General features: G+C 56.8%; 22 protein-coding genes. 12 read left to right on the top strand and 10 right to left on the bottom strand.

Features of this window, described 5'->3' with window-relative positions:
- The first annotated feature begins 15 nt into the window (after positions 1–15).
- From dps to glnQ, 4 genes are all read left to right on the top strand, one after another.
- Positions 16–519, top strand: a complete 504-nt coding sequence (dps, locus tag HHI26_RS15975; RefSeq protein ID WP_133842093.1) for a DNA starvation/stationary phase protection protein Dps — start codon at positions 16–18, stop codon at positions 517–519.
- 350 nt (positions 520–869) lie between these two features.
- On the top strand, positions 870–1,616 hold the full coding sequence (gene glnH, locus HHI26_RS15970) for a glutamine ABC transporter substrate-binding protein GlnH (protein ID WP_133842094.1): 747 nt from the start codon (positions 870–872) through the stop codon (positions 1,614–1,616).
- Between the two features lie 92 nt (positions 1,617–1,708).
- Positions 1,709–2,368 carry a glutamine ABC transporter permease GlnP gene (glnP, locus tag HHI26_RS15965; protein WP_062746608.1) on the top strand — a complete coding sequence of 220 codons (660 nt, stop codon included), beginning with the start codon at positions 1,709–1,711 and terminating at the stop codon, positions 2,366–2,368.
- Positions 2,365–3,087: a glutamine ABC transporter ATP-binding protein GlnQ gene (glnQ, locus tag HHI26_RS15960; protein WP_133841112.1), complete on the top strand. Its 723-nt coding sequence runs from the start codon at positions 2,365–2,367 to the stop codon at positions 3,085–3,087. Before glnP ends, glnQ begins: the two co-directional genes overlap by 4 nt.
- A gap of 193 nt (positions 3,088–3,280) precedes the next feature.
- Here glnQ and rlmF read toward each other — a convergent pair whose 3' ends face one another.
- Both rlmF and HHI26_RS15950 read right to left on the bottom strand, forming a co-directional pair.
- Positions 3,281–4,210 carry a 23S rRNA (adenine(1618)-N(6))-methyltransferase RlmF gene (gene rlmF / locus HHI26_RS15955; protein ID WP_167864885.1) on the bottom strand — a complete coding sequence of 310 codons (930 nt, stop codon included), beginning with the start codon at positions 4,208–4,210 and terminating at the stop codon, positions 3,281–3,283.
- Between the two features lie 145 nt (positions 4,211–4,355).
- Positions 4,356–4,892 (bottom strand): hypothetical protein, encoded by a 537-nt coding sequence (locus HHI26_RS15950; RefSeq protein ID WP_133841114.1) that lies wholly within the window; start codon positions 4,890–4,892, stop codon positions 4,356–4,358.
- Positions 4,893–5,045: 153 nt separating this feature from the next.
- Between HHI26_RS15950 and HHI26_RS15945 the strand changes: the two genes are divergently transcribed.
- Together HHI26_RS15945 and HHI26_RS15940 are read left to right on the top strand one after the other, a co-directional pair.
- The gene (locus HHI26_RS15945; RefSeq protein WP_159338096.1) at positions 5,046–5,672 is read left to right on the top strand and encodes a flavin reductase family protein; all 627 of its coding nucleotides are present in this window, start codon (positions 5,046–5,048) and stop codon (positions 5,670–5,672) included.
- 148 nt (positions 5,673–5,820) lie between these two features.
- On the top strand, positions 5,821–6,342 hold the full coding sequence (locus HHI26_RS15940; protein ID WP_133841116.1) for a 5'-3'-deoxyribonucleotidase: 522 nt from the start codon (positions 5,821–5,823) through the stop codon (positions 6,340–6,342).
- A gap of 79 nt (positions 6,343–6,421) precedes the next feature.
- Here HHI26_RS15940 and hutG read toward each other — a convergent pair whose 3' ends face one another.
- Positions 6,422–7,213: an N-formylglutamate deformylase gene (hutG, locus tag HHI26_RS15935; RefSeq protein WP_167864886.1), complete on the bottom strand. Its 792-nt coding sequence runs from the start codon at positions 7,211–7,213 to the stop codon at positions 6,422–6,424.
- Complete coding sequence (gene hutI, locus HHI26_RS15930) at positions 7,210–8,427, bottom strand: imidazolonepropionase (RefSeq protein ID WP_133841118.1); 1,218 nt, start codon at positions 8,425–8,427, stop codon at positions 7,210–7,212. The genes hutG and hutI overlap by 4 nt, the downstream gene beginning before the upstream one ends.
- 81 nt (positions 8,428–8,508) lie before the next feature.
- Here hutI and HHI26_RS15925 point away from each other — a divergent pair, with 81 nt between their 5' ends.
- Positions 8,509–9,864 carry a formimidoylglutamate deiminase gene (locus HHI26_RS15925; RefSeq protein WP_133841119.1) on the top strand — a complete coding sequence of 452 codons (1,356 nt, stop codon included), beginning with the start codon at positions 8,509–8,511 and terminating at the stop codon, positions 9,862–9,864.
- Positions 9,861–10,418, top strand: coding sequence for a HutD family protein (locus HHI26_RS15920; protein ID WP_133841120.1), 558 nt, complete (start codon positions 9,861–9,863; stop codon positions 10,416–10,418). Before HHI26_RS15925 ends, HHI26_RS15920 begins: the two co-directional genes overlap by 4 nt.
- Here the strand turns inward: HHI26_RS15920 and hutC are convergent.
- Positions 10,394–11,140 carry a histidine utilization repressor gene (gene hutC / locus HHI26_RS15915; protein ID WP_133841121.1) on the bottom strand — a complete coding sequence of 249 codons (747 nt, stop codon included), beginning with the start codon at positions 11,138–11,140 and terminating at the stop codon, positions 10,394–10,396. The genes HHI26_RS15920 and hutC overlap by 25 nt on opposite strands.
- A 300-nt stretch (positions 11,141–11,440) precedes the next feature.
- Here hutC and hutH point away from each other — a divergent pair, with 300 nt between their 5' ends.
- The 3 genes from hutH (at position 11,441) to HHI26_RS15900 (ending at position 15,973) form a co-directional block, all read left to right on the top strand.
- Positions 11,441–12,985: a histidine ammonia-lyase gene (gene hutH / locus HHI26_RS15910; RefSeq protein WP_133841122.1), complete on the top strand. Its 1,545-nt coding sequence runs from the start codon at positions 11,441–11,443 to the stop codon at positions 12,983–12,985.
- A gap of 24 nt (positions 12,986–13,009) precedes the next feature.
- The gene (hutU, locus tag HHI26_RS15905; protein ID WP_133841123.1) at positions 13,010–14,695 is read left to right on the top strand and encodes a urocanate hydratase; all 1,686 of its coding nucleotides are present in this window, start codon (positions 13,010–13,012) and stop codon (positions 14,693–14,695) included.
- A 123-nt stretch (positions 14,696–14,818) separates the two neighbouring features.
- A complete protein-coding gene (locus HHI26_RS15900) occupies positions 14,819–15,973 on the top strand; it encodes a M20 aminoacylase family protein (RefSeq protein WP_167864890.1) in 1,155 nt (384 codons plus the stop codon).
- Positions 15,974–16,212: 239 nt separating this feature from the next.
- On the opposite strand, the gene ybiB is transcribed toward HHI26_RS15900, so the two are convergent.
- From ybiB to HHI26_RS15885, 3 genes are all read right to left on the bottom strand, one after another.
- On the bottom strand, positions 16,213–17,184 hold the full coding sequence (ybiB, locus tag HHI26_RS15895; protein ID WP_167864931.1) for a DNA-binding protein YbiB: 972 nt from the start codon (positions 17,182–17,184) through the stop codon (positions 16,213–16,215).
- Positions 17,185–17,211: 27 nt separating this feature from the next.
- The gene (dinG, locus tag HHI26_RS15890) at positions 17,212–19,374 is read right to left on the bottom strand and encodes an ATP-dependent DNA helicase DinG (protein ID WP_159338092.1); all 2,163 of its coding nucleotides are present in this window, start codon (positions 19,372–19,374) and stop codon (positions 17,212–17,214) included.
- A gap of 68 nt (positions 19,375–19,442) precedes the next feature.
- A complete protein-coding gene (locus HHI26_RS15885) occupies positions 19,443–20,336 on the bottom strand; it encodes a LysR family transcriptional regulator (protein ID WP_171149360.1) in 894 nt (297 codons plus the stop codon).
- 132 nt (positions 20,337–20,468) lie between these two features.
- Here HHI26_RS15885 and HHI26_RS15880 point away from each other — a divergent pair, with 132 nt between their 5' ends.
- Complete coding sequence (locus HHI26_RS15880) at positions 20,469–21,554, top strand: iron-containing alcohol dehydrogenase family protein (protein WP_159338091.1); 1,086 nt, start codon at positions 20,469–20,471, stop codon at positions 21,552–21,554.
- A gap of 45 nt (positions 21,555–21,599) precedes the next feature.
- Here the strand turns inward: HHI26_RS15880 and HHI26_RS15875 are convergent, their stop codons facing one another.
- Positions 21,600–22,130 carry a GNAT family N-acetyltransferase gene (locus HHI26_RS15875; RefSeq protein ID WP_133841128.1) on the bottom strand — a complete coding sequence of 177 codons (531 nt, stop codon included), beginning with the start codon at positions 22,128–22,130 and terminating at the stop codon, positions 21,600–21,602.
- On the bottom strand, positions 22,127–22,690 hold the full coding sequence (locus HHI26_RS15870) for an XRE family transcriptional regulator (protein ID WP_171149359.1): 564 nt from the start codon (positions 22,688–22,690) through the stop codon (positions 22,127–22,129). Before HHI26_RS15870 ends, HHI26_RS15875 begins: the two co-directional genes overlap by 4 nt.
- Between the last annotated feature and the right edge of the window lie 8 nt (positions 22,691–22,698).

The raw sequence follows: 22,698 nt of genomic DNA, 5'->3' as shown, positions 1-22,698 counted from the left end.
AAGAGGATATTAATGATGAGTACCGCTAAACTGGTTAAAGCAAAATCTTCTGATCTGATTTACACCCGTAACGACGTGGCCGATGACGAGAAAAAAGCCACCATTGAGGTGCTTAATCGTCTGGTTATTGAATTTATCGATCTGTCGCTGATCACCAAGCAGGCGCACTGGAACATGCGCGGAGCAAACTTTATTGGCGTCCACGAGATGCTTGATGGCTTCCGCACTGCGATCACCGACCACCAGGATACCATTGCAGAACGCGTTGTGCAGCTGGGTGGCGTGGCACTGGGCACCACGCAGATCGTTGCCGACAAAACACCGTTGAAAAGCTACCCGCTGAATATTCACAGCGTGCAGGATCACCTGAAAGCGCTGGCCGATCGTTATGGCATCGTTGCTAATGACGTGCGTAAAGCCATCAGTGAAGTCTCGGATGAAGACTCTGCCGACATCTTCACCGCGGCATCACGCGATCTGGATAAATTCCTGTGGTTTATCGAATCTAACATCGAATAATCGTACTGACGATTCCGCTCAGCCCCTGGCAGATGGTGATCCATCTGCCTTTTTTTTGCCAAAATGTTGCTAAAGTAAGAACTCTGTGACATTAAATTAATCCCCCCCGACACTATCTGTTGTTTTTATCCCGTAATTTGCTAAAACTGCTGATGCACCACCATAGACACAGCGCACCATAATGGGGCACCAAAATTGTGCACCACCCTGAACCCTGTCAATGAGCTTAAGAAAAATCGCATTTAACTTGCTGTTTTTCATTGTTTTTGCAAAACTGGCACGATTCTTTCATAGGGCTGCGGGCATTTAATCGGGAAAGACCTTTCCCGAGAAGCGATAAGGATAAAATGATGAAGTCAATTTTTAAGGTTTCTCTTGCAGCGCTGACGCTGGCGTTTGCGATGTCTTCCACGGCTGCTGACAAAAAACTGGTTGTTGCTACCGATACCGCTTTCGTGCCTTTTGAATTCAAACAGGGTGATAAATATGTCGGTTTCGACATCGACCTGTGGGATGCGATTGCCAAACAACTGAACATGGAATACACCCTGAAGCCAATGGACTTTAGCGGCATCATTCCTGCGCTGCAAACCCGTAACGTTGACCTGGCTCTGGCCGGTATCACCATTACTGAAGAGCGCCAAAAAGCGATCGACTTCTCTGACGGCTATTACAAAAGCGGCCTGTTAGTGATGGTGAAAGCGGGTAACGATGCCATCAAAGGCATCAATGACCTGAATGGCAAAGTGGTTGCAGTGAAGAGCGGCACCGGATCGGTTGACTACGCTAAACAGCACATCAAATTTAAAGATCTGCGTCAGTTCCCGAACATCGACAATGCCTATATGGAACTGGGTACCAACCGTGCTGACGCGGTCCTGCACGACACACCAAACATTCTTTACTTCATCCACACCGCAGGCAAAGGCCAGTTCAAAGCTGTAGGTGAGTCAATTGAAGCACAGCAGTACGGTATCGCCTTCCCGAAAGGCAGTGATGAGCTGCGTGGGAAAGTGAACGGCGCACTGAAAACACTGCGTGAGAACGGCACCTACAATACGTTGTACAAAAAATGGTTCGGCAGCGAACCTAAATAATAAGAAAATATCGGTAACGCCTTAAATGCAGGAGCGTGTTGCTCCTGCGTTTTTTCCACATCAACACACTGTTTTAGATCCGGAGAATAAACATGCAGTTTGACTGGAGCGCCATCTGGCCTGCTATTCCAATCCTGCTTGAAGGTGCCAAAATGACCCTGTGGATTTCGGTCCTCGGTCTGCTTGGCGGTGTGATCATCGGTCTGGCCGCAGGTTTCGCCCGCGCCTACGGTGGCTGGCTTTCACGCAACATCGCGCTGGTTTTCATTGAACTGATCCGTGGCACCCCTATCGTGGTGCAGGTGATGTTTATCTATTTCGCACTGCCAATGGCACTGCCCGATTTCAGAATCGACCCGTTCACTGCTGCGGTGGTGACCATCATGATCAACTCAGGTGCCTACATCGCTGAGATTACGCGTGGTGCGGTGCTGTCGATTAACCGTGGCTTCCGTGAAGCCGGCCTGGCGCTGGGCCTCTCCAGCCGTGAAACGCTGCGCTACGTGATTATGCCGCTGGCGCTGCGCCGTATGCTGCCACCGCTGGGTAACCAGTGGATCGTCAGCATCAAAGACACCTCACTGTTTATCGTGATTGGTGTGGCAGAACTGACCCGCCAGGGACAGGAAATTATTGCAGGTAACTTCCGCGCACTGGAAATCTGGAGCGCCGTTGCGGTTATCTATCTGATTATTACGCTGGTGCTGAGTTTCGTTCTGCGTCGCCTTGAGAGAAGGATGAAAATCCTGTGATTGAATTTAAAAATGTTTCCAAGCACTTCGGTGCTACTCAGGTCCTGCATGACATCGATCTGAAAATAAACCAGGGCGAAGTGGTGGTGATTATCGGCCCATCGGGTTCCGGTAAATCCACACTGCTGCGCTGCATCAACAAACTGGAAGAGATCACCAGCGGTGATTTGATTGTTGATGGCAAAAAGGTCAACGACCCGAAAGTGGACGATCGTCTGATCCGCCAGGAAGCGGGCATGGTATTCCAGCAGTTCCATCTGTTCCCACAGATGAGTGCGCTGGACAACGTTGCCTTCGGTCCTATCCGCGTACGCGGTGCGAAGAAAGCCGATGCTCAGCGTCTGGCGAAGGAACTGCTGGGTAAAGTCGGCCTGGCTGAACGTGCTAACCACTTCCCTTCCGAGCTGTCCGGTGGCCAGCAGCAGCGCGTGGCGATTGCCCGTGCGCTAGCCGTGAAGCCGAAAATGATGCTGTTCGATGAACCCACCTCTGCGCTTGACCCGGAACTGCGTCACGAAGTGTTAAAAGTAATGCAGGACCTGGCTGAAGAAGGCATGACCATGGTCATCGTGACCCACGAAGTGGGCTTTGCGCAGAAAGTGGCATCGCGCCTGATCTTTATCGATAAAGGCCGTATTGCGGAAGACGGTAACCCTGACGAGTTGATCTCCAACCCGCCAAGCGCCCGTCTGCGTGAGTTCTTACAGCACGTGTCGTAATCCCTTCAGGGGCGAACCTGCGTTCGCCCCTGCTTTTCGTCTTTGTCTCAAAACCTCTCCTTTCTCTTTCACACCGTCTTGACGGTCTATACTTTTCTGCCGATCGCCACTACAGGATAAGAGGATTCGCGCACACGAACAGGGTGTTTGACGCCCGCTTAAACGAAACGGGCCGACTCACACAGCGGCAAGGTTAAAGATTAAGGTTGCGCGTTCTCTGCGGCTGTTCCATAAAACTCCACGCAATAAAGCGGCTCTGCTTCTGTCCCTGCGCCATTTCAACGGTACGCATGGCAGCAACATCCGCCTCTTCCAGCGTACGCCACAGCTCCGGCAGATGCTCTTTGCGTGATACCAGCGTGGTGAACCACACGCACTGACGGCCGAAGCTGGCGCTCTCTTCAATCATGCGCTTGATAAACGCCACTTCGCCGCCTTCACACCAGAGTTCGTCCTGCTGCCCGCCGAAGTTCAACGGAGAGTGGCGATCCAGCCCCAGGTTGCGCAGCTTGCGCTGGCTGCCCTGGTGGGCATCGGCTGCGGATGCGTGGAACGGTGGGTTACACAGTACGGCCTGATACAGCTCACTTTTGTGAATCACACCTTTAAAAATCGCGTTAGTGTCTTTCTGACGGCGCAGACGAACGGCACGGTTCAGGCCCGGATTCGCCGCGATAATCGCATTGGCGGAGGCCATCGCCTGCTCGTTGACTTCACTGCCGGTAAAGCGCCACTGGTATTCGCTGTGGCCAATCAACGGATAAATCAGGTTTGCACCGCAGCCGACGTCCAGCACGTTAATGTCACGCGGCACCACGCGGCGGTTATCTTCCGCCAACAGGTCAGCCAGATGATGAATATAATCGGCACGTCCCGGCACTGGCGGGCAAAGGAAACCTTCCGGGATATCCCAGTGAGCGATCTGATAAAAATGGCTCAGCAGGGCCTGATTCAGCGCCTTAACGGCATCGGGATTGCCGAAGTCCACGGACTCGCTGCCCCAGTTATTGACCGCGACAAAAGGTGCCAGGGAGGGATGGCTGGCAATCAGCGCGGCAAAATCGTAGCGACCGCGATGACGGTTACGGGGGTGAAGCACATTTTTTTCAACAGGGGTTTTCATCAGTCATTCTCTTATCAGCAGACGCGTAAGATACCTGCTGCGCTATTAATGGTAAACCACTGGCAGATAATTCACGCGTTGTGCCTGCGGGTGGGGAGCGCCTGCTGAGAGAAAAAGGGCCTGACGGCCCTGATTTTTGTGCTGACTATTTCGCCATCGCTTTCATCGCTTCGAGATCGGCTAATGACGTAAATTCGCAGCTTAGCAGTGTCTTACCCGGGATCCCCTGCGCTTCACGTGCCGTGATCGCCACGCGTCCCATCTCCGGTGAAGGCTGGTCGGCATCGGCTAATACGCGAATGTAGCTTTTGGTCGCCACGATCATCGGGTTTTTGGGCTCAGGCGTTAACTGATAAGTTTTCGCCAGCTCATCGGCTTTATTGCCTTCGACCAGCACGCCGTAGGTGGTACCTGCCAGCACAAAGGCTTTGGTGCTGTAACCATCTTTGACCACAGCTTCAGTCAGCGGGTAAACCGCCATTGCACCCACCAGCTGATATTTGGACACTTTTTCTGCTTCATTGTAGAGCGCGCTGGCAGCCTTGGTGGTGTAGGCTGGTTTGCATAATGCGGCATCAAAAAATGCGCTATTATCCGCCGCTGTAGCCGCTGTAGCCGAAAACAGTACCGCGGCAGCAATCAGAAGAGGGGTTGCAGTAAAACGCGAGGCATTTGAATACATGTAAAGCTCCTTAAAATTAAGTTCCTTAAAAAATATAAGGGCATATCTTCTTAGATAGCGCCCCTAATATATTGCATGTTTCAAATGATTTCCCAACTGAATGCATTTGACTTAAGTCATTAATATTTATCTTTATTATTATAGGAGTTCCCTTTGCGTACGCGTCATTCGTATCAACCTAAACAAGGCCACGGCCTGCCGCACGATCCACTCAATGCGATTATTGGTCCGCGCCCGATTGGCTGGATCAGTTCACAGAATGTGGCCGGGCAGCGTAATCTCGCACCCTATAGCTTCTTTAACTGCTTTAATTACCGCCCTCCAGTGATTGGGTTCGCCAGCAGCGGCTGGAAAGACAGCGTGGCGAACATCGTTGAAACCGGAGAATTTGTCTGGAACCTGGCGACACGTTCGCTGGCCGTTCCGATGAATGAAAGCTCGGCCTCTCTTGCCCACGGCGAGGATGAGTTTGCTTATGCGGGGCTGACTGCCCTGCCCGCCAGCCTGGTAAACGTCAGTATGGTGGCCGAAAGCCCGGTCAATTTTGAGTGCCGACTCTCACAGTGCATTCAGTTGCAAACCGCCGATGGCGAGCAGATCCCGACCTGGCTGGTATTGGGCGAAGTGGTGGCGATCCATATTGATCAGGATCTGCTGGTTGACGGGATCTATCAGACGGCAAAAGCAGAACCGATCCTGCGTGCAGGCGGCCCCTCCGCCTATTACGGCATCAGTGAAGCGTTGAAGTTTGATATGGTCAGGCCGGATGCCCGGGGTTAAATACAAGTCGGGCATGCCCGGCAGGGGCAATGGAATAAACGTCAGATAGCAGACCATCCAGTGAGGCAGGCATGACAAACGCCGACATGCCGTCCGCAGGCTTTTTTGCTATGATGCGAATTCTAAAAACATTAGTCATGGAGTGATTATGAAACGCATCGCCATCGATATGGATGAAGTCATCGCTGATTTTCATACTAAGATATTAGCCACCTGGAACGCCCATTTTTCACAGCAGCTGATGCCGGATGAGCTGAACCTGTTTAATCTGCATCAGGACGATCAAGATAAACTGGTGGAAATCTTTGAGCTGGTCGGCGACCCCACCTTCTTTGCCGACCTGGGCGTGATCGCCGACAGTCAGCGGGTGATCGCCCGGCTGAGCGAGCATTACGAGATTTTTATTACCACCGCTGCGATGGAAGTGCCGACATCGTTCAACGCTAAATTCCAGTGGCTGAAACAACACTTCCCGGCCATCAAACCCAGCAATATCGTGTTCTGCGGCAACAAAAGCATTATCAATGCCGACTATATGATCGATGATAACGTGATTAACTTCGCGAATTTCTGCGGGGAAGGCATTCTCTATTCGGCGCCGCATAACCGTCATGTGACGGGCTACCGACGCGTGGAAAACTGGCAGGACATTGAAACCCTGTTGTTGTAAGACAGAAACGTTGTTGTAAGACATAAAAATTGTTGTAAGGCAGATAAAATCAGGGCGCAACACCGTTGCGCCCGAAAGATCAACGCGATTTTCCGTAGTGCAGCAGCGTCTCGATCAGCTGCTTAAGCAGCGGCTGAAGCCTGCTGGCTTTATCTTCTCTCCAGCCAAAGGGCGGCTGCTCATCCATATAATGACACTGCGCCAGTTCCAGCTGCACCGCATGCTGGTTCTCCTGCGGTTTACCGTAAGCACGGGTAATATAGCCGCCTTTAAAGCGCCCATTCAGCACCCAGCTAAATTGAGACTGGGCATCACAGCAGGCCGCGAGCTGTTGCGCCAGTTCCGGGTGGCAACTGGCACCATCGTTGGTTCCCAGATTCAAATCCGGTAATTTGCCATCAAATAAACGTGGGATCACTGACGCTATCGAATGGGCGTCAAATAACAGCGCATAACCAAATTGATGCCTGATCCGCGCCAGCTCCTGCTCGATTTTGTCATGATATGGCTGCCAGATATGCTGCAGATAACCTTCACGCTGTGCCGGTATCGGTGTTTTTCCCGGGGCAAACGTTGGAGAGCCGTCAAACAGGGTTTCCGGATAAAGCCCGGTGGTCGCCGTGGTGTACAGTGCCTGGTTATCCGGCGGACGATTGAGGTCGATAACAAAGCGTGAATAGTTGCCCACCAGCACGCTGACGCCCATTGCCCGGGCAAAGTCGTACAGTTGAGGGATATGCCAGTCGGTATCGGGCAGCCCGCGTGCGGCATCACTTAAGCCGGATTCCACTTCAGGCGTGAGCTGCGTGCCCGCATGGGGAATACTGAGCAGCAGCGGAAGCGTACCGGCGCTGAATTGATAAGCGTTCATCGTTCTTCTCCACGAAAGATGACCCGGCAGGGTAACTGCCCGCCAAGCCAGTAAACCAGTTCAGCCGGGCGCGCCAGCGGCCAGTGGACGAAATCGGCCAACTTACCCACCTCCAGCGAACCCAGTCGATCGGCCAGACCCAATGCACGCGCACCGTTCAGCGTCACTCCTGCCAGCGCCTCTTCCGGCGTCATACCAAACAGCGTGCAGCCCATATTCAGCATCAGACGCAGTGACAAAGCCGGGGACGTTCCCGGATTGGCGTCGCTGGCCAGCGCCATCGGCACCTGATAACGGCGGAACAACTCAACAGGCGGGCGCTGTGTTTCACGCAACAGATAAAAAGCACCGGGCAGCAGTACGGCAACGGTGCCATGTTGCGCCATCGCAGCAACGTCAGTTTCAGTGGCATATTCCACATGGTCCGCCGACAGCGCATTAAATTCTGCCGCAAGCGCACTGCCACCCAGCGGTGACAGCTGTTCTGCGTGCAGCTTCACTGGCAATCCGAGCCGCTGCGCCGCGGTAAAGACCCGCCGTACCTGATCGGGGGAAAAGGCCAGGTGCTCGCAGAAGGCATCCACCGCATCGGCCAGACCTTCTGCCGCCACCTGAGGCAACAGCTGATCACAAATGACATCAACCCAGGCATCGGGCTGCTGCTGATACTCCGGCGGCACCGCATGTGCCGCCAGGCAGGTTGCCTGGATCTGTGCAGGTACCTGCTGCGCCAGTTGACGAATGGCCTGCAGCATCCGCAGCTCGCTGGCAATTTCCAGCCCGTAACCGGATTTAATCTCAACGGTGGTGACACCCTCGGCCAGCAAATGATCGAGGCGCTTGCGGGCACTGGCCACTAACTGCGCCTGGGAAGCGCTGCGGGTTGCGCGCACGGTAGACAAAATGCCCCCGCCCTGGGCCGCAATCTCGCTGTAACTGACCCCGTTCAGACGTTGTTCAAACTCATGGCTGCGATCGCCCCCAAACACCAGATGCGTATGACAGTCCACCAGACCGGGCGTGATGATCCCCCCGCCGAGATCGGTGCGCTGACTGGCCGCAATATGCGCACTGTGTGTATAAGGCCCCAGCCAGACAATCTCTTCCCCGCTGACGGCAATGGCGCCTTGCTCAATGATGCTGTAACGCCCATCCTGCATGGTGACAATATCGGCCCCATACCAAAGATGGTCGCAGCTGAGTTGCTGGTTCATCCGCTCTCCCATGTTATGCACTTTACTGTTGAATCATAAGTATGTATATGTATATACAACCTCATTGCACAGGAAGCAACCATGACACGCTTTTTTGCGCCCCGCGCCCTGCTGGCCGATGGCTGGCAACGCAACGTCCTGATCGATGTCGACGCACAAGGCATGATCACCGCCACCGCTGCCAACAGCACGCCTGAGGGAGCACAGCGTCTTAATGGCGTCGTGCTGCCTGCGATGGCCAACCTGCATTCACACGCTTTCCAGCGGGCGATGGCCGGGCTGGCTGAAGTAGCGGGTGACCCGCAGGACAGCTTCTGGACTTGGCGCGACCTGATGTATCGCATGGTGCAGCGTCTGTCGCCGCAGCAGGTCGGTGCCATCGCCACACATCTGTATGTTGATATGCTGAAAGGCGGCTATACCCAGGTGGCCGAGTTCCACTATCTGCACCATCAGCCCGATGGCCAGCCCTATCCTGACGATGCGATGCTGCGCCAGTTGATTCACGCCGCCGACCGCAGCGGCATTGGTCAGACACTGTTACCCGTGTTGTACAGTTATGCCGGATTTGGCAGCCAGCCCGCACAGCCGGGGCAGAAACGGTTTATTCAGGATACCAACACCTATCTGGCTCAGCAGCAGCGCCTGCACCAGCTGATTGCCGGGCGGCCGTTGTACAACCAGGGGCTGTGCTTCCATTCTCTGCGTGCGGTGAACGAACAACAGATGCGCGAGGTGTTGGAAAGCAGTCCCGCCGATCTTCCGGTGCATATTCATATCGCGGAGCAGGAAAAAGAAGTCAACGACTCGCTGGCCTGGAGCGGTGAACGCCCGGTGAGCTGGCTGCTGGATCGCTTTGCCGTGGATTCACGCTGGTGTCTGATTCACGCCACGCATCTGGACGAACAGGAGATCCGCCGCCTTGCCGCCAGCCAGGCCGTTGCCGGTCTGTGCCCGACCACCGAGGCTAATCTGGGGGACGGGATTTTCCCGGCCACCGACTACGTGGCTCAGGGCGGTCGCTGGGGGATTGGCTCTGACAGCCATGTTTCGCTGGATGTGGTGGAAGAGTTGCGCTGGCTGGAATATGCCCAGCGACTGCGCGACCGCCGCCGCAACCGTATTGTGACCGCGCAGGAACCGTCAGTGGGTGACGTGCTGTATCAGCAAGCGCTGGCAGGTGGTGCTCAGGCATGCGGCGTGAAGATCGGCAGCCTGCAACCCGGCTACCGCGCTGACTGGCTGGTGCTGGCCGGGGATGCCCTGCTGGACAGCACCCCGGATACCTCACTGCTGAACCGCTGGCTGTTTGCCGGCCACCGTAGCCAGATTCAGGATGTGTTTGTCGCCGGACAGCAGCGCATCCGTGACGGACAGCATGCACAACAGACCGCAATTAATGCCGATCTGCGTGATGCCCTGGAGGCATTACAGTGATCCATCTGTATGAGAGCAACCGCCTGCCCGCCAGCCGCTGGCGTAATGGCGGTGGTGAAACGCGGGAAATTGTCAGCTATCCACCCGGTGCAGCGGATTTTGACTGGCGCATTAGCATTGCCACCATTGCCGCTGACGGTGATTTTTCACTGTTCCCCGGTATCGATCGCATTATTACGCTGCTCAGCGGGGATGTGGCGCTCTATCGTCATGACCAGCTTTATCAGCCGTTGAGCCTGCATCAGCCGTTCGCCTTTCGTGGCGAAGAAGCCATCAGCGCCCGGCTCTCCGGCAAAATCAGTACAGACTTTAATATCATGGCACGGCGCAGTGCTTTTCTGCCGGAGGCGGGGATTGCCACCACGCGCTTTGCACCTGCAGCGATTGAGGCGGGCGTGGTGTATGTGATTTCAGGTCAGTGGCAGCATCAGCAAACGCTGCTAAAAGCAGGCCAGGGCGCATGGTGGGAGAACAATGCCGGGGCGTTTATCCCGGTGTCAGAAGATGCGCAGTTGCTCTGGGGCACACTTCACTTAAAACGTCCGAATAACTGATAGCGTGAACCAGGATAGAGCAGGCGCGCGTAAGTCACAATCTTGCCCTCGCTCCAGGTCTGGCGGCGGATCAACAGGCAGGGTTCCGTAGCCTCGATTGCCAGATGACGGCACTGCTGTGCATCCGGCAATACCGCTTCCACAATATGCTCACCTGCTGTCAGCGGTGCCACATGCATCAGATAGGTATAAGGCGTCTGATGCTCATAGTCCTGTTGCAGATAATCCGGTGCCATTTGCGGATTCACCAGGCGATCTTCCAGCTGTACGGGTTGCTCGTTTTCGTAATGCACCATCAGCGAGTGGAACAGTGACTGACCGGTGGTTAATCCCAGCACAGCCGCTTGTTCCGGGTCGGCTTTACATTCGCGCAGCGTGAGGATTTTGCTGCTGTGCCGATGACCACGCTGGGCGATCTCTTCTGCGATATTGTGCACTTCCAGCATTGCCGTATAGCCCTTCACTTCGGCCACAAAGGTGCCCACCCCCTGCATACGGATCAGATACCCTTCGCTGGTGAGTTCGCGCAGCGCGCGGTTGATGGTCATACGGCTGACGCCGAGTTCATTGACCAGCTCGCTTTCTGACGGCACGCGCTGGTTGGCTTTCCACACCCCTTCACGGATCTGGCTGATAATCGCCTGCTTAACACGCAGGTAAATCGGAGCAGGCTGATCGCTCATGGCTGCGGAGAGTTGTGAAATGGCAGTCTGCACGACCATAGCGGATTCCTTAATTATCTGATAACGGAAGTTTACGGGCTAAAACCTGATATGTATAGACATCCGGACCGCACCTGAATAAAGCATGATGCCCTGATGCAGTGCAAACCCGAAAGCCTGCTGTGCGCGGGCTGCTGGAAAAATCCCCGGTTAAACACACATTTTCTCCGAAATCGTTTTTGTGACGCAGCTGGCACAACTCTTGCTGGTTGTATAGACAAGACTATACACATGTGTTTCACTCATTAACGTCTTCCTAACAAAACACAGCAACCTTAGTTGTCTATACAGGAGTATACCATGTCACTGACTACGCATCATTGCCTGCTGACGCCGGGCAAGGTGGACCTGGCCACCCTCAAAAGGATCTATCGCGGGGGTGTCACACTGGCGCTGGACGAAACGTCACGCAGCCGTATTCAGCAGGCGAGTGCCACGGTGGCCGCGATCGTCAAAGAAGGCAAAGTGACCTACGGCATCAACACCGGTTTTGGCAAACTGGCGCAAACCACCATTCCAACGGAGCGCCTGGCCGAGCTGCAACGTAACCTTGTTCTGTCACACAGCGTCGGGCTGGGTGATCTGCTGCCAGATGATGTTGTGCGCGTGATTATGGCGACCAAAGTCATCAGTCTGGCACGCGGTCATTCAGGAATACGCATTGAACTTGTCGACGCACTGCTCGCCCTGTTTAACGCAGGCATCATGCCGTGCATCCCGGAGAAAGGCTCCGTTGGCGCCTCCGGCGATTTGGCCCCGCTGGCACATCTGTCGCTGATGCTGCTGGGTGAAGGTGACGTCCGCGTACAGGGCAAACTGATACCTGCCACTGAAGGGCTGGCGATCGCCGGGCTGAAGCCCTTTGTGCTGGGACCCAAAGAGGGCCTGGCACTACTGAACGGTACCCAGGTATCGACGGCGCTGGCACTGCGCGGACTGTTTGAGGGGGAGAATGTGTTTGCTGCCGGATTGGTGGCGGGTGCTCTGTCGCTGGAAGCGATTAAAGGCTCGATCAAACCTTTCGATCACCGCATTCATGAAGCGCGTGGTCAGCAGGGTCAGATTGACGTGGCCGCTGCGGTGTCAGCGCTTCTGGAAGGCAGTGAAATCCTCACTTCGCATGCCAACTGTGGCCGCGTGCAGGACCCCTACTCCATTCGCTGTGTCCCACAGGTGATGGGCGCCTGCCTCGATAACCTCAATCATGCGGCGAAAGTGTTACAGATTGAAGCTAATGCCGCCTCCGATAACCCGCTGGTGTTTACCGATACCGGCGAAGTGATTTCCGGCGGTAACTTCCACGCCGAGCCGGTGGCGTTTGCCGCCGATATCATCGCACTGGCCGTTGCCGAAATCGGTGCCATCTCTGAGCGTCGCCTGGCGCTGCTGCTGGATACCGGCCTTTCCGGTCTGCCGCCGTTCCTGGTGAACGATGGTGGGGTGAACTCCGGCTTTATGATCGCTCAGGTGACCGCCGCTGCGCTGGCCTCTGAAAACAAATCGCTGGCCCATCCGGGCAGCGTCGACAGCCTGCCCACCTCCGCAAACCAGGAAGATCACGTTTCCATGGCAACCTACGCCGCCCGTCGTCTGGGCGCGATGTGTTTTAACACCGCTGCCGTGGTCGGCATCGAAGCGATGGCCGCTGCACAGGGTATTGATTTTATCCGCCCGCTGCACAGCTCCCCTCAGCTGGAAAACGTGCTCGCCGCCATCCGCGAACGCGTGCCTTACCTGGAAAAAGACCGCCTGATGGCACCGGATATCGAGCAGATGCGTCTGTGGGCTGGCGCGGATCGCTGGCCGGATATGATCGCCGCCCTGCAACCCTCACGCGCGCGCTAAGCCCATATTGAGAAGGAATACACCATGACTGAATCTGTAAAAAATGCCGTCGCCCGTACCATACGCGCCCCGCACGGCAGTGAACTGCACTGTGCTAACTGGCTGATTGAAGCTGCTTATCGCATGATCCAGAACAACCTTGACCCGGATGTTGCTGAGCGCCCGGAAGACCTGGTGGTTTATGGCGGCATTGGCAAAGCAGCACGGAACTGGGAGTGCTTTGAGCAGATCCTGCGATCGCTGAAAGCGCTGAAACCGGAAGAGACGCTGCTGGTGCAGTCCGGCAAACCGGTGGGCGTATTCCGCACCCATGCCGATGCGCCACGCGTGCTGATTGCCAACTCTAACCTTGTGCCGCACTGGGCCACCTGGGACCACTTCCATGAGCTGGATAAAGCCGGGCTGATGATGTACGGCCAGATGACTGCCGGCTCCTGGATCTACATCGGTGCGCAGGGCATTGTGCAGGGGACGTTTGAAACCTTCGTGGAGGCCGGGCGCCAGCATTATCAGGGCGATCTTGCCGGTAAATGGATCCTGACCGCCGGGCTAGGCGGGATGGGCGGCGCACAGCCTCTGGCGGGCGTGCTGGCCGGTGCCTCCGTGCTGGCGATAGAGTGCCAGGAGTCCCGTATTGATTTCCGTCTGCGCACCCGTTATCTGGATTACAAAGCCTTTAGCATCAATGAAGCCCTGGAAATTATCGACCGGGCAAACAAAGAGAAACGCGCGATTTCTGTCGGCCTGCTGGGTAACGCGGCCGAAATCCTGCCAGAGCTGGTGAAACGTGCGAAAGCCGGCGGCATGAAGCCGGATATCGTCACCGATCAAACCTCTGCCCACGACCCGATCAACGGCTACCTGCCTGCGGGCTGGGATCTGGCGCGTTGGGAATCCACCCGCAAGACCGATGCAAAAGCCGTAGAAAAAGCCGCCCGTGCCTCAATGGCAGTCCATGTTCAGGCGATGCTCGACTTCTGCCATATGGGCATTCCGACGGTGGATTACGGCAATAATATTCGACAGGTTGCCCTGGACGAAGGGGTGAAAAATGCCTTTGATTTCCCAGGCTTTGTTCCTGCTTATATTCGCCCCCTGTTCTGTGAAGGCAAAGGTCCCTTCCGCTGGGTCGCCCTGTCCGGTGACCCGGAAGATATCTACAAGACCGATGCCAAACTGAAAGAGCTGTTCCCGGATCACAGCAACCTGCATCGCTGGCTGGATATGGCGCAGGAGCGCATCGCTTTCCAGGGTCTGCCTGCCCGCATCTGCTGGCTGGGGTTGGGTGAGCGTCATCTTGCCGGGCTGGCCTTCAACGAAATGGTGCGCAACGGTGAGCTAAAAGCACCGGTGGTTATCGGTCGTGACCACCTTGACTGCGGTTCGGTGGCTTCCCCTAACCGTGAAACCGAAGCGATGATGGATGGATCGGATGCCGTGTCGGACTGGCCGCTGCTGAACGCTCTGCTGAACACCGCTGGCGGGGCCACCTGGGTCAGTCTGCATCATGGCGGTGGCGTCGGGATGGGCTTCTCACAGCATGCTGGTGTGGTGATTGTTGCAGACGGCACCCCGGAAGCTGATGTGCGCCTCGGGCGCGTACTGTGGAACGACCCGGCTACCGGCGTGATGCGCCATGCGGATGCGGGTTACGAAACAGCCAAAGCCTGTGCCCGCAAGCACGAGCTAAATCTTCCCATGATCAAATAACCCCACACGGGCCTGCTCTCAGGCCCGTTTTTCTCTGCACCTGCCCCTTTCCTTATCCGTTTTATGCTAACTTATTTTGTGCCCGCTACTGGATAGCAAAGCCCCTGACAGGAGAAGTAATCTATGGTCATTCCCGTTTCGCTGATTGATGAAGCCACTGGCTGGCGCAGGGCATTTCATGCCCGCCCGGAGCTTGGCTATCAGGAGCATCATACGTCGCAAGCGGTGGCGGAACAGCTTACAGCGATGGGGCTTCAGGTGCATCGTGGCCTGGCGGGGACGGGCGTCGTCGGGACGTTGGAAAACGGCCCCGGCCCGACCATTGGTCTGCGCGCTGATATGGACGCACTGCCGATGACCGAACTGGGAAACCCGCCGCACCGCTCCACGCAGCCGGGCGTGATGCATGCCTGTGGCCACGATGGCCACACGGCAATACTGCTGGCAACGGCCAGACACCTCAGCACCACCCGATGTTTTAGCGGCACCGTTCACTTTGTCTTTCAGCCTGCGGAAGAAAACCTCGGCGGTGCACGCCGCATGGTTGAAGACGGCTTGTTTACCCTGTTCCCGATGGATGCCATTTACGGTATGCACAACTGGCCGGGCCTGCCTGCGGGCCATGTGGCGGTCAATGAAGGAGCGATGATGGCCTCGCTGGATTCGTTCGAAATCACGCTGAACGGACGCAGCTGTCATGCCGCCATGCCGGAAAACGGCGCAGACCCGATTGTCGCTGCTGCCCAACTGATTCTGGCTCTGCAAACCATCCCTGCACGTCGCCTGTCGCCGCTGGCCTCGGCGGTCGTCAGCATTACGCAGATTAACGGTGGCGAAGCGATCAACGTCATCCCGGAGACGGTGGTGCTGCGCGGCACGCTGCGCTGCCTGCAGGCGGATGTCCGTGTACGGGTACGCCAGATGATTGATGAGTTTGTCACCACCTTCACTCGCCCGCTGGGCATCGAAGGCAGCATTGTTTATCAGACGGATTATCCGGTCACGGCGAATAATCCACAGGAAGCCGCGAAGGTGCGTGACTGTGCGCTGACGTTACTTCCCGCAGAGCAGGTGCACTGGAATGTTAACCCATCGATGGCATCGGAAGATTTTGCCTGCATGCTGGAAGCCTGTCCCGGTGCCTATTTCTGGCTGGGGGCCGACGGTGAAACCCCTTCTGCACCGCTGCATAATGCTCGCTATGATTTTAACGATACGCTGATCGGCCCAGGTATTGCGCTGTGGACCGCCCTGGTCGGGCAGTTATTGCCTCGTTAGAACCGCGTATACAACACCGGGCGAGGCATGCCTCGCCCCTACAGCGATTCCAGATAAAAGGGCTTTCGGATCCGGTCCATCCGTTCCAGATAAGGGGGATCTCGTCGGGGTCGGGCCGTTATTGCCTCGTTAAATCCGGCATTCAACACCGGGCGAGGCATGCCTCGCCCCTACAGCGGTTAACGATGATGAGGGATTGGTAGGGGTCGGGCATGCCCGACCCGAATGCGGCGCGGGTGTTAATAGCCCGCCGAATCGATCTGCGCTAACGCGCCATCCAGATCAATCGCCCGCCCGGTAGCGAGGTAACAACAGGCAATCTGCAAACGCAGCGACTGGGGCACCGGCACTTGGCGATCCAGGCAACGACGGATCCATGCGGCCGTGGTGGCCGCATCTTTAGCTGAAGGCAGATGGTCAGCGCTCAGCACCACTTCTTCCTGCCGGGACAACAGCGCACGCGTGTCTTCTCCAGCAATCAGCGTGATCGACGGGCACCGCTGCGGGCTGGCGTACACTTCCCCTTCCGTACCGTTCAGCAACAAACCCCGCCCGCCAACGGCGCTGAAAAATGTTGCTACGCGCGGGATATACTCCGGATGCGAAACGCTGGCCAACCGCAGCGCCGCATCGGCGGCAAACGGCGTTGCCAGCTTGGCCAGCGTATGCGCACTGTTACGCACCCCCATACGCCAGCGCAACGCCAGCTGCTGCTCCATGGGCTGGCAAAGCGTGCCAATAGTGATAAACACCAGCTCACCGGCATCCAGCTTCGCCTGTGCTTCTTCCAGGGTGGAAACAGCGGGTATATCCAGCGCTGCAAAGACCGCCTCGCTGGTGATGCGGGTCGGATCGTCGCTAACGCCGTGAACCAGCACCGGGAAGCCCAGACGCGACAGCAGCAGCGCCAGCAGCGGCGTCAGGTTTCCCTGACGGCGTGCCCCGTTGTAACTCGGGATCACGATGGGCATCGGTCGCTGTGCAGGCGGTATCAGGCGCGGCATCTGCTGCTGCATCGCCTGGTAGAAGCCCAGCATCTCCCCTTCGCCTTCGCCTTTAATACGCAGGGCAATCAGCAGAGCACCCAGTTCAAGATCCGGTACCTCGCCGTTCAGTATCCGGCGATAAAGCTCGCACGCGGTATCCGCATCAATATCGCGGGCATGATTCTTACCGCGTCCGACCTCTTTGATGATTTTTTTATAGTCCATGCTCATGTTTTTGCTCAGTAAAAAGGGTTAACGACGACGGCGCGGCGCGGGTTTCTTCTTCGCGGCCGGGGTTACGGCTTTTGGCAGTTCACCTTCCGGCATCGGAGGCTGCGCGATGGGGAACACCGGCAGCGCCCCCAGCAGGCGTGCACCATAGCTTTTGCTGATCAAGCGCCGATCGTAAATCACAATCTCGCCAAAGCAATCATGGCTGCGGATCAACCTCCCGACCTGCTGGATGAGGTTAAACGAGGCGCTGGGCAGGCTTTGCACTTCAAACGGATAGCGCTTGAGGCTTTTTAGCCACTCTCCCTCTGTCAAAATAACCGGACTGTCTATCGGGGGGAAAGCAATTTTATGAATATGGACCTGAGAAAGCAGGTCACCTTTCAGATCCAGCCCCTCCGCAAAGGACTGTAATCCCACCAGAACGCTGGTTTCCCCCTGCTCTACGCGTTTACGGTGCAGCGCCACCAGCGCCGGGCGTGGCTTATCGCCCTGCACCAGCATCATCAGGCGCAACTCGGGCAGGTAAGCGAGGAATTGATGCATGGCGCGACCACTGGCGAACAGCACCAGGATACCTTTATGGGCCGCCAGCTTAATTTGATGACGAAAGAAGTGCGCCATTTCCGCCAGATGCATCACTTCGTTCGCCAGCATCGGCTCGTACTTCATCTGCGGGATAATCAGCTGCCCCTGAGCCACATGATTAAACGGCGAATCGAGGGCGACAAAGCGGTCTCCGACTTTCTCACTCAAGCCGGACATCTCCTGCAGACGCTGGAAACTGTTTAACGAGCGCAGCGTCGCCGAGGTCACCACCACATGCGGGATCTTGCGCCACAGCAACTTTTCCAGCTGTTCACTGACGCGTATCCCGGCGCAGTGAAACATCAGATGCGCGCTACCGTCGCGGATTTCCCGTGTGACCCATTTCGACACCGGGGCGCCGGATGCCTGCTCCATTGCCGCCAGTCGCCACAGCTTGCTGCTGGCTTCAAACCAGCCCAGCGCACGGTTCATCTGGATCAGCGTACGGTGCAGGCGCACTACGTCAAACTGGCCGGTTTTCTCGCTGAGGTCATTCATCATCCCTTCCGCCAACCCACGCAGCGCATCGCTGAGTTTGAAAAGGCGGGCGCAGATTGTCAGGATCTCTTCGGGCAGCAGCCCCATCTCAAAGCGATATTCGCCCTCCTGCCCTTCCGGCGGCAGATACAGGCCTAAGATTTGCGACAGCATCTGTAACTGCTCACGCACCTCTTCGCAGTGGGCTTTGAGCTTGTCCGGGTGGCTAAGGGACGGCGGGCGTTTCGGGCGGAACTGCGCCAGGCACTGCTCCACCAGGCGGCAGAACAGATCCAGTTGTAACACGGTCCAGCCTGGGGTGATTTCGCCGCTCATCTCCAGCGCATCGCGTGCCACATCCGGTAAATGGTGGCCTTCATCCAGCACCAGAAGCAGGTTTTTCGGCGGTGGCAGCACGGATTCTGTTTCCAGTGCGGCCATCACCAGGGCGTGATTCGCCACCACCACGTCCGCATCTTCGATTTCACGCCGCGCCACATAAAACGGACATTCACGGAACCAGTTGCAGTTACTGCCGAGGCAGTTGGCTTTATCGGTGCTCAGGCGTTGCCAGAGGGAGTCTTCAATATTTTCCGCACAGTGATCGCGCAGTCCATCCCACTGATAGCGCTTGAGGGATTTTTCCAGTTCAGTGCAGATGACCCGCTCATCTTTGCTGGCGGTCATATCGTCGTCGAGGAACAGCAGCAGATCGCCCTGATTTTCTTCATCCGTTGCCAGCGCCGACAGATTGCGCGGACACACGTAACGACCACGACCAAACGCCGCAGTAAACTTCAAATCGGGAATAATTTTCTTCAGCAGGGGCAGATCCTTGCTGAAAATCTGATCCTGTAAGGCCACGTTAGCGGTGCTGACCACCAGCGGTTTTTCCTCGGCGCGGCTGACAGCAATACCAGGGATCAGATAGGAGAGGGTTTTCCCCACCCCGGTCGGCGCTTCAATTGCCAGATGACGACCGTCGTCCCCCGCCAGCGTTTTCGCGACCTCGGCAATCATCTGCCGCTGCGGCGCACGCGGAATAAAATCGGGAACTTCCTGTTGCAGGGCTTTATACCACCCGGCAATTTGCGTTTTTAACGCGACAGTTAACGCCATGACAATCACTTCCAGCTAAACAAGGCTGTATTTTTACACAGTATTGCGGCGGCGTCAGCCTGCAAACGTTAATCTCCTGCGGCGGCTTGCAGTTTCAGCAGGTCACGCAGGGCACGGATCGGGACTTCCCGGCTGCGGCCACGACGAAAAATCAGGGAAAAGGCTGCACGATAGTTGAATTGTTCCGGTGACAGACGCCGCAACCGGCCCTCAGCCACCCATGGCCGCGCGCAGTGCTCCGGCAGGTAACCAATATACTTACCAGAAAGGATAAGAATCAGCTGCGCTTCGATGCTTTCCACGGAGGCGCTACTGTCTTTAAAGCCGCGCCGCGCCAGCTCGCTCTGATTCCAGTAGCTGCGAGTCACGAAGCCCACATTTTGCAGGTCATTCAGGGTGTGGCGGGCAAACAGCGAATGGCTGTCGCTACAGTAAAGCCAGTGCTGTTCATGGTGCAGCGGCACCGTCACCAGATTATTCACGTTCACCGGGAAATGCCCGATGGCCAGGTCAAGGCGGTTATCCAGCACCTGCTGCTGCAACTCATTCGGGTCACGTACCGCCAGGCTGAGGTAGATCGCCGGAAAGCGGTCACTGAACTGACGCAGGGTATCGGCCAGATGCAGTCGGTCATCCGTGGCGATAGAGTCCACGACGCCAAGTGAAAACACGCCACCCTGCTCATTCTTCAGCCCGTCCACCTGGCGGTCAAAGTCCTGCAAGGTATCCAGCAATTGCAGGCTGTATTGCAGATACTGTTCGCCTTTTTCTGTCAGTGAAAATCCTGCCCGCCCGCGTCGGCACAGCACGAAACCCAGCTGTTGCTCCAGCTCACTCATATAGGCGCTGATCGCAGGCGTGGTCATATTCAGCTCCTGCTGGGCGCGGGAGTAGCCCTGGCAGCGCGCCACACAGACAAACACACTCAATAGTTTCAGATTGGGTAAACGGTTGAGGCTCACTTTCGTTCCACTGATTAAACGATCGATAGTTAAGTAAATCATGAAGTGAATAGTGGATACGAGTGATTTTCCTGCGGAGGGTTCCGTCAGATGATAGCCATAACTTTCCCCCTTTTTTTCTGAAGGATAACCATGTCACACCAACATCTGATTTTCCCAGCGCGCGTACTGCGTGGCGCGGGAGTCATCAACCAGATCGGCACCCTCAGCCGTGAACTGGGCCAGCGTGTGCTGCTGATTGGCGGCCACCAGGCGCTGGCGGCGGTCAAAGACCGGGTGGCGCAACAGCTGACGGCAGCAGGTTGTCTGCTGGTGGGCAGCGAATGGTTTGGCGGCGAAACCTCATTACGCCAGATTGCCCGCCTGGGCGCGCTGGCGCAGGAATATCAGGCCGACGTGATTATTGCAGCGGGGGGAGGTAAATCGCTGGATACCTGCAAGGCGGTCGGTGCCGAGCAGAATATCCCGGTGATCACCCTGCCCACCATCGCCGCGACCTGTTCGGCGGTGACGCCGTTAACCATTCGCTATGACGATAACGGCAACTTTTTTGATATCTTCCCGCTGCCGCAGGCTCCGGCGGCGGTGATCATCGACAGCCAACTGCTGACCGAGGCACCGCTGCGCTGGCTGGCCGCAGGGCTGGGCGATACGCTGGCAAAATGGTATGAGTTTCGTGCGGTGAGCGAACGCCACCCGGCCGTGGATGCGAATGCGCTCTCCTCGCTGGCACACAGCCGTCTCTGCTATGACGTGATAGCAAAACACGGCCCGGCAGCCTGTGAAGCCGTGCGCCAGCGGCAGCCTGATCACGCTCTCGATCAGGCGCTGGATGCCATCTTCACCTTTGCCGGGCTGACTTCACTGATGAGCAACGGCGCCCATGCGGCGGCTTCCCATGCCATTTACGAAGGGTTCACTTTCGTCGACAAAACCCGCGAATTCGGCCACGGCCTGCTGGTCGGCTACGGCAATCTCTGCCTGCTGGCGCTGGAGCAGCGCGATGATGCAGAGCTGCTGGCAGAAATGCGCCTGGCGCGAGACTGTGGTGTACCGCTTAGTCTGGCAGAGATTGCCGAACTGAATGCGGACGAACTGGCGGTGATTGTGCGTGAATCGGTGCATGCACCGGATATGGAAAATATGCGCGAGACGGTGACAGAAAGTGCGCTGTATCAGGCGATGGCGCGCGTGGACGCGCTGGCCGCCCGCGTTTAGCCCCGTCTCCCCCGGAAAGTGATCCGGGGGAGCGCGCCCGACCGCTTACCCAATCGGATCGATCGCCTTATACATGATCGTGGTGGCATCTATCACGCCAGCGGTCGATCGGGCATAGCCCGGGATCTGCCCGGCCACCTTCCAGCCCAGCGAGAGGTAAAGCGGTTCAGCCGCATCCCCGCTGCGCGTGTCCAGCACCAGCAGACTGCGCCCGAGTTCACGTCCCCGGGCTTCTGCCTGCTGCATCAGTTCACGGGCAATCCCGCAGCGGCGTGCATCCGGATGCACCAACAGTTTGATCACTTCGGCACGATGCACGCCGTTCGCGGGCATAGCCAGCACCAGCATTACCGTCCCGACAATTCGCCCGTCGCGCTTCGCCACCAGCAGCTGTTTATCCCCGCAGGCCAGGCTGAGAACGGCATCCTGCCAGAAATGGTGCAGCCTCTGCGCATCACGATCGATAAAGCCAATACTGGCCCCCTGCGCCACGCAGCCATCCAGCACCTCACACAATGCAGGCAGCGCCTGCTGCGCCTGACCGGCATCCAGCCATTGATAATCAATATTGTTCATGGACGGGCCACCACCAGTGCATAGCGTGCACCGCCCGCTTCAGGTGCATGAAAGCGGGTGCGGCCAAACAGATGAAAACGCAGGCAGTCCCCCTGCTCCAGCCGCCAGAAACGCTCATCCATTTGAAATTCCAGTACGCCATCCAGGATCCAGATATGTTGCTCAAGCCCGGCAATCGGCGGAATGTCGTAGTCAATACGTGCCCCTCCCGCCAGCCGGGCTTCCACCAGCTCCGCATGAAACGCCTGCGCAGGCGGGGAGAGCGATCGGCGCTGGTAGCCATTTTCTACATCGTGCCAGACGCTTTGCTGCTCAGGCCGTAAAAGTTGTACAGCTTCCTGTTCCACTTCGCTTAACAAACGTGACATCGTTAATCCGTAGGCATTACACAGTCGGTTAAGCAAAGAGGCTGTCGGGCTGGTCTCAGCCCGCTCGATACGGGATAGCGAAGCGCGGCTAATCCCGGTAAGCTCGGCAAGTGTCTCCAGCGACCAGCCCTTTTCCACACGCAGGTCGGCCAGACGTTGTGCCAGGCGCTGTTCCGTTGGGGTTTGTTGCATCTTTGTTT

It is taken from the genome of Erwinia sp. JH02, assembly GCF_013074405.1.
Lineage (GTDB): Bacteria > Pseudomonadota > Gammaproteobacteria > Enterobacterales > Enterobacteriaceae > Erwinia > Erwinia rhapontici.
This window is presented reverse-complemented; position numbering and strand designations above follow the sequence as displayed.

Coding starts and splice junctions, on each gene's coding strand:
- HHI26_RS15875 (WP_133841128.1), bottom strand. CDS start 22,130: ATGAACAATATTGATTATCAATGGCTGGATGCCGGTCAGGCGCAGCAG.
- hutI (WP_133841118.1), bottom strand. CDS start 8,427: ATGAACCAGCAACTCAGCTGCGACCATCTTTGGTATGGGGCCGATATT.
- glnH (WP_133842094.1), top strand. CDS start 870: ATGAAGTCAATTTTTAAGGTTTCTCTTGCAGCGCTGACGCTGGCGTTT.
- HHI26_RS15950 (WP_133841114.1), bottom strand. CDS start 4,892: ATGTATTCAAATGCCTCGCGTTTTACTGCAACCCCTCTTCTGATTGCT.
- HHI26_RS15940 (WP_133841116.1), top strand. CDS start 5,821: ATGAAACGCATCGCCATCGATATGGATGAAGTCATCGCTGATTTTCAT.
- hutC (WP_133841121.1), bottom strand. CDS start 11,140: ATGGTCGTGCAGACTGCCATTTCACAACTCTCCGCAGCCATGAGCGAT.
- HHI26_RS15900 (WP_167864890.1), top strand. CDS start 14,819: ATGGTCATTCCCGTTTCGCTGATTGATGAAGCCACTGGCTGGCGCAGG.
- hutH (WP_133841122.1), top strand. CDS start 11,441: ATGTCACTGACTACGCATCATTGCCTGCTGACGCCGGGCAAGGTGGAC.
- hutU (WP_133841123.1), top strand. CDS start 13,010: ATGACTGAATCTGTAAAAAATGCCGTCGCCCGTACCATACGCGCCCCG.
- dinG (WP_159338092.1), bottom strand. CDS start 19,374: ATGGCGTTAACTGTCGCGTTAAAAACGCAAATTGCCGGGTGGTATAAA.
- HHI26_RS15870 (WP_171149359.1), bottom strand. CDS start 22,690: ATGCAACAAACCCCAACGGAACAGCGCCTGGCACAACGTCTGGCCGAC.
- ybiB (WP_167864931.1), bottom strand. CDS start 17,184: ATGGACTATAAAAAAATCATCAAAGAGGTCGGACGCGGTAAGAATCAT.
- glnP (WP_062746608.1), top strand. CDS start 1,709: ATGCAGTTTGACTGGAGCGCCATCTGGCCTGCTATTCCAATCCTGCTT.
- dps (WP_133842093.1), top strand. CDS start 16: ATGAGTACCGCTAAACTGGTTAAAGCAAAATCTTCTGATCTGATTTAC.
- HHI26_RS15925 (WP_133841119.1), top strand. CDS start 8,509: ATGACACGCTTTTTTGCGCCCCGCGCCCTGCTGGCCGATGGCTGGCAA.
- hutG (WP_167864886.1), bottom strand. CDS start 7,213: ATGAACGCTTATCAATTCAGCGCCGGTACGCTTCCGCTGCTGCTCAGT.
- HHI26_RS15880 (WP_159338091.1), top strand. CDS start 20,469: ATGTCACACCAACATCTGATTTTCCCAGCGCGCGTACTGCGTGGCGCG.
- rlmF (WP_167864885.1), bottom strand. CDS start 4,210: ATGAAAACCCCTGTTGAAAAAAATGTGCTTCACCCCCGTAACCGTCAT.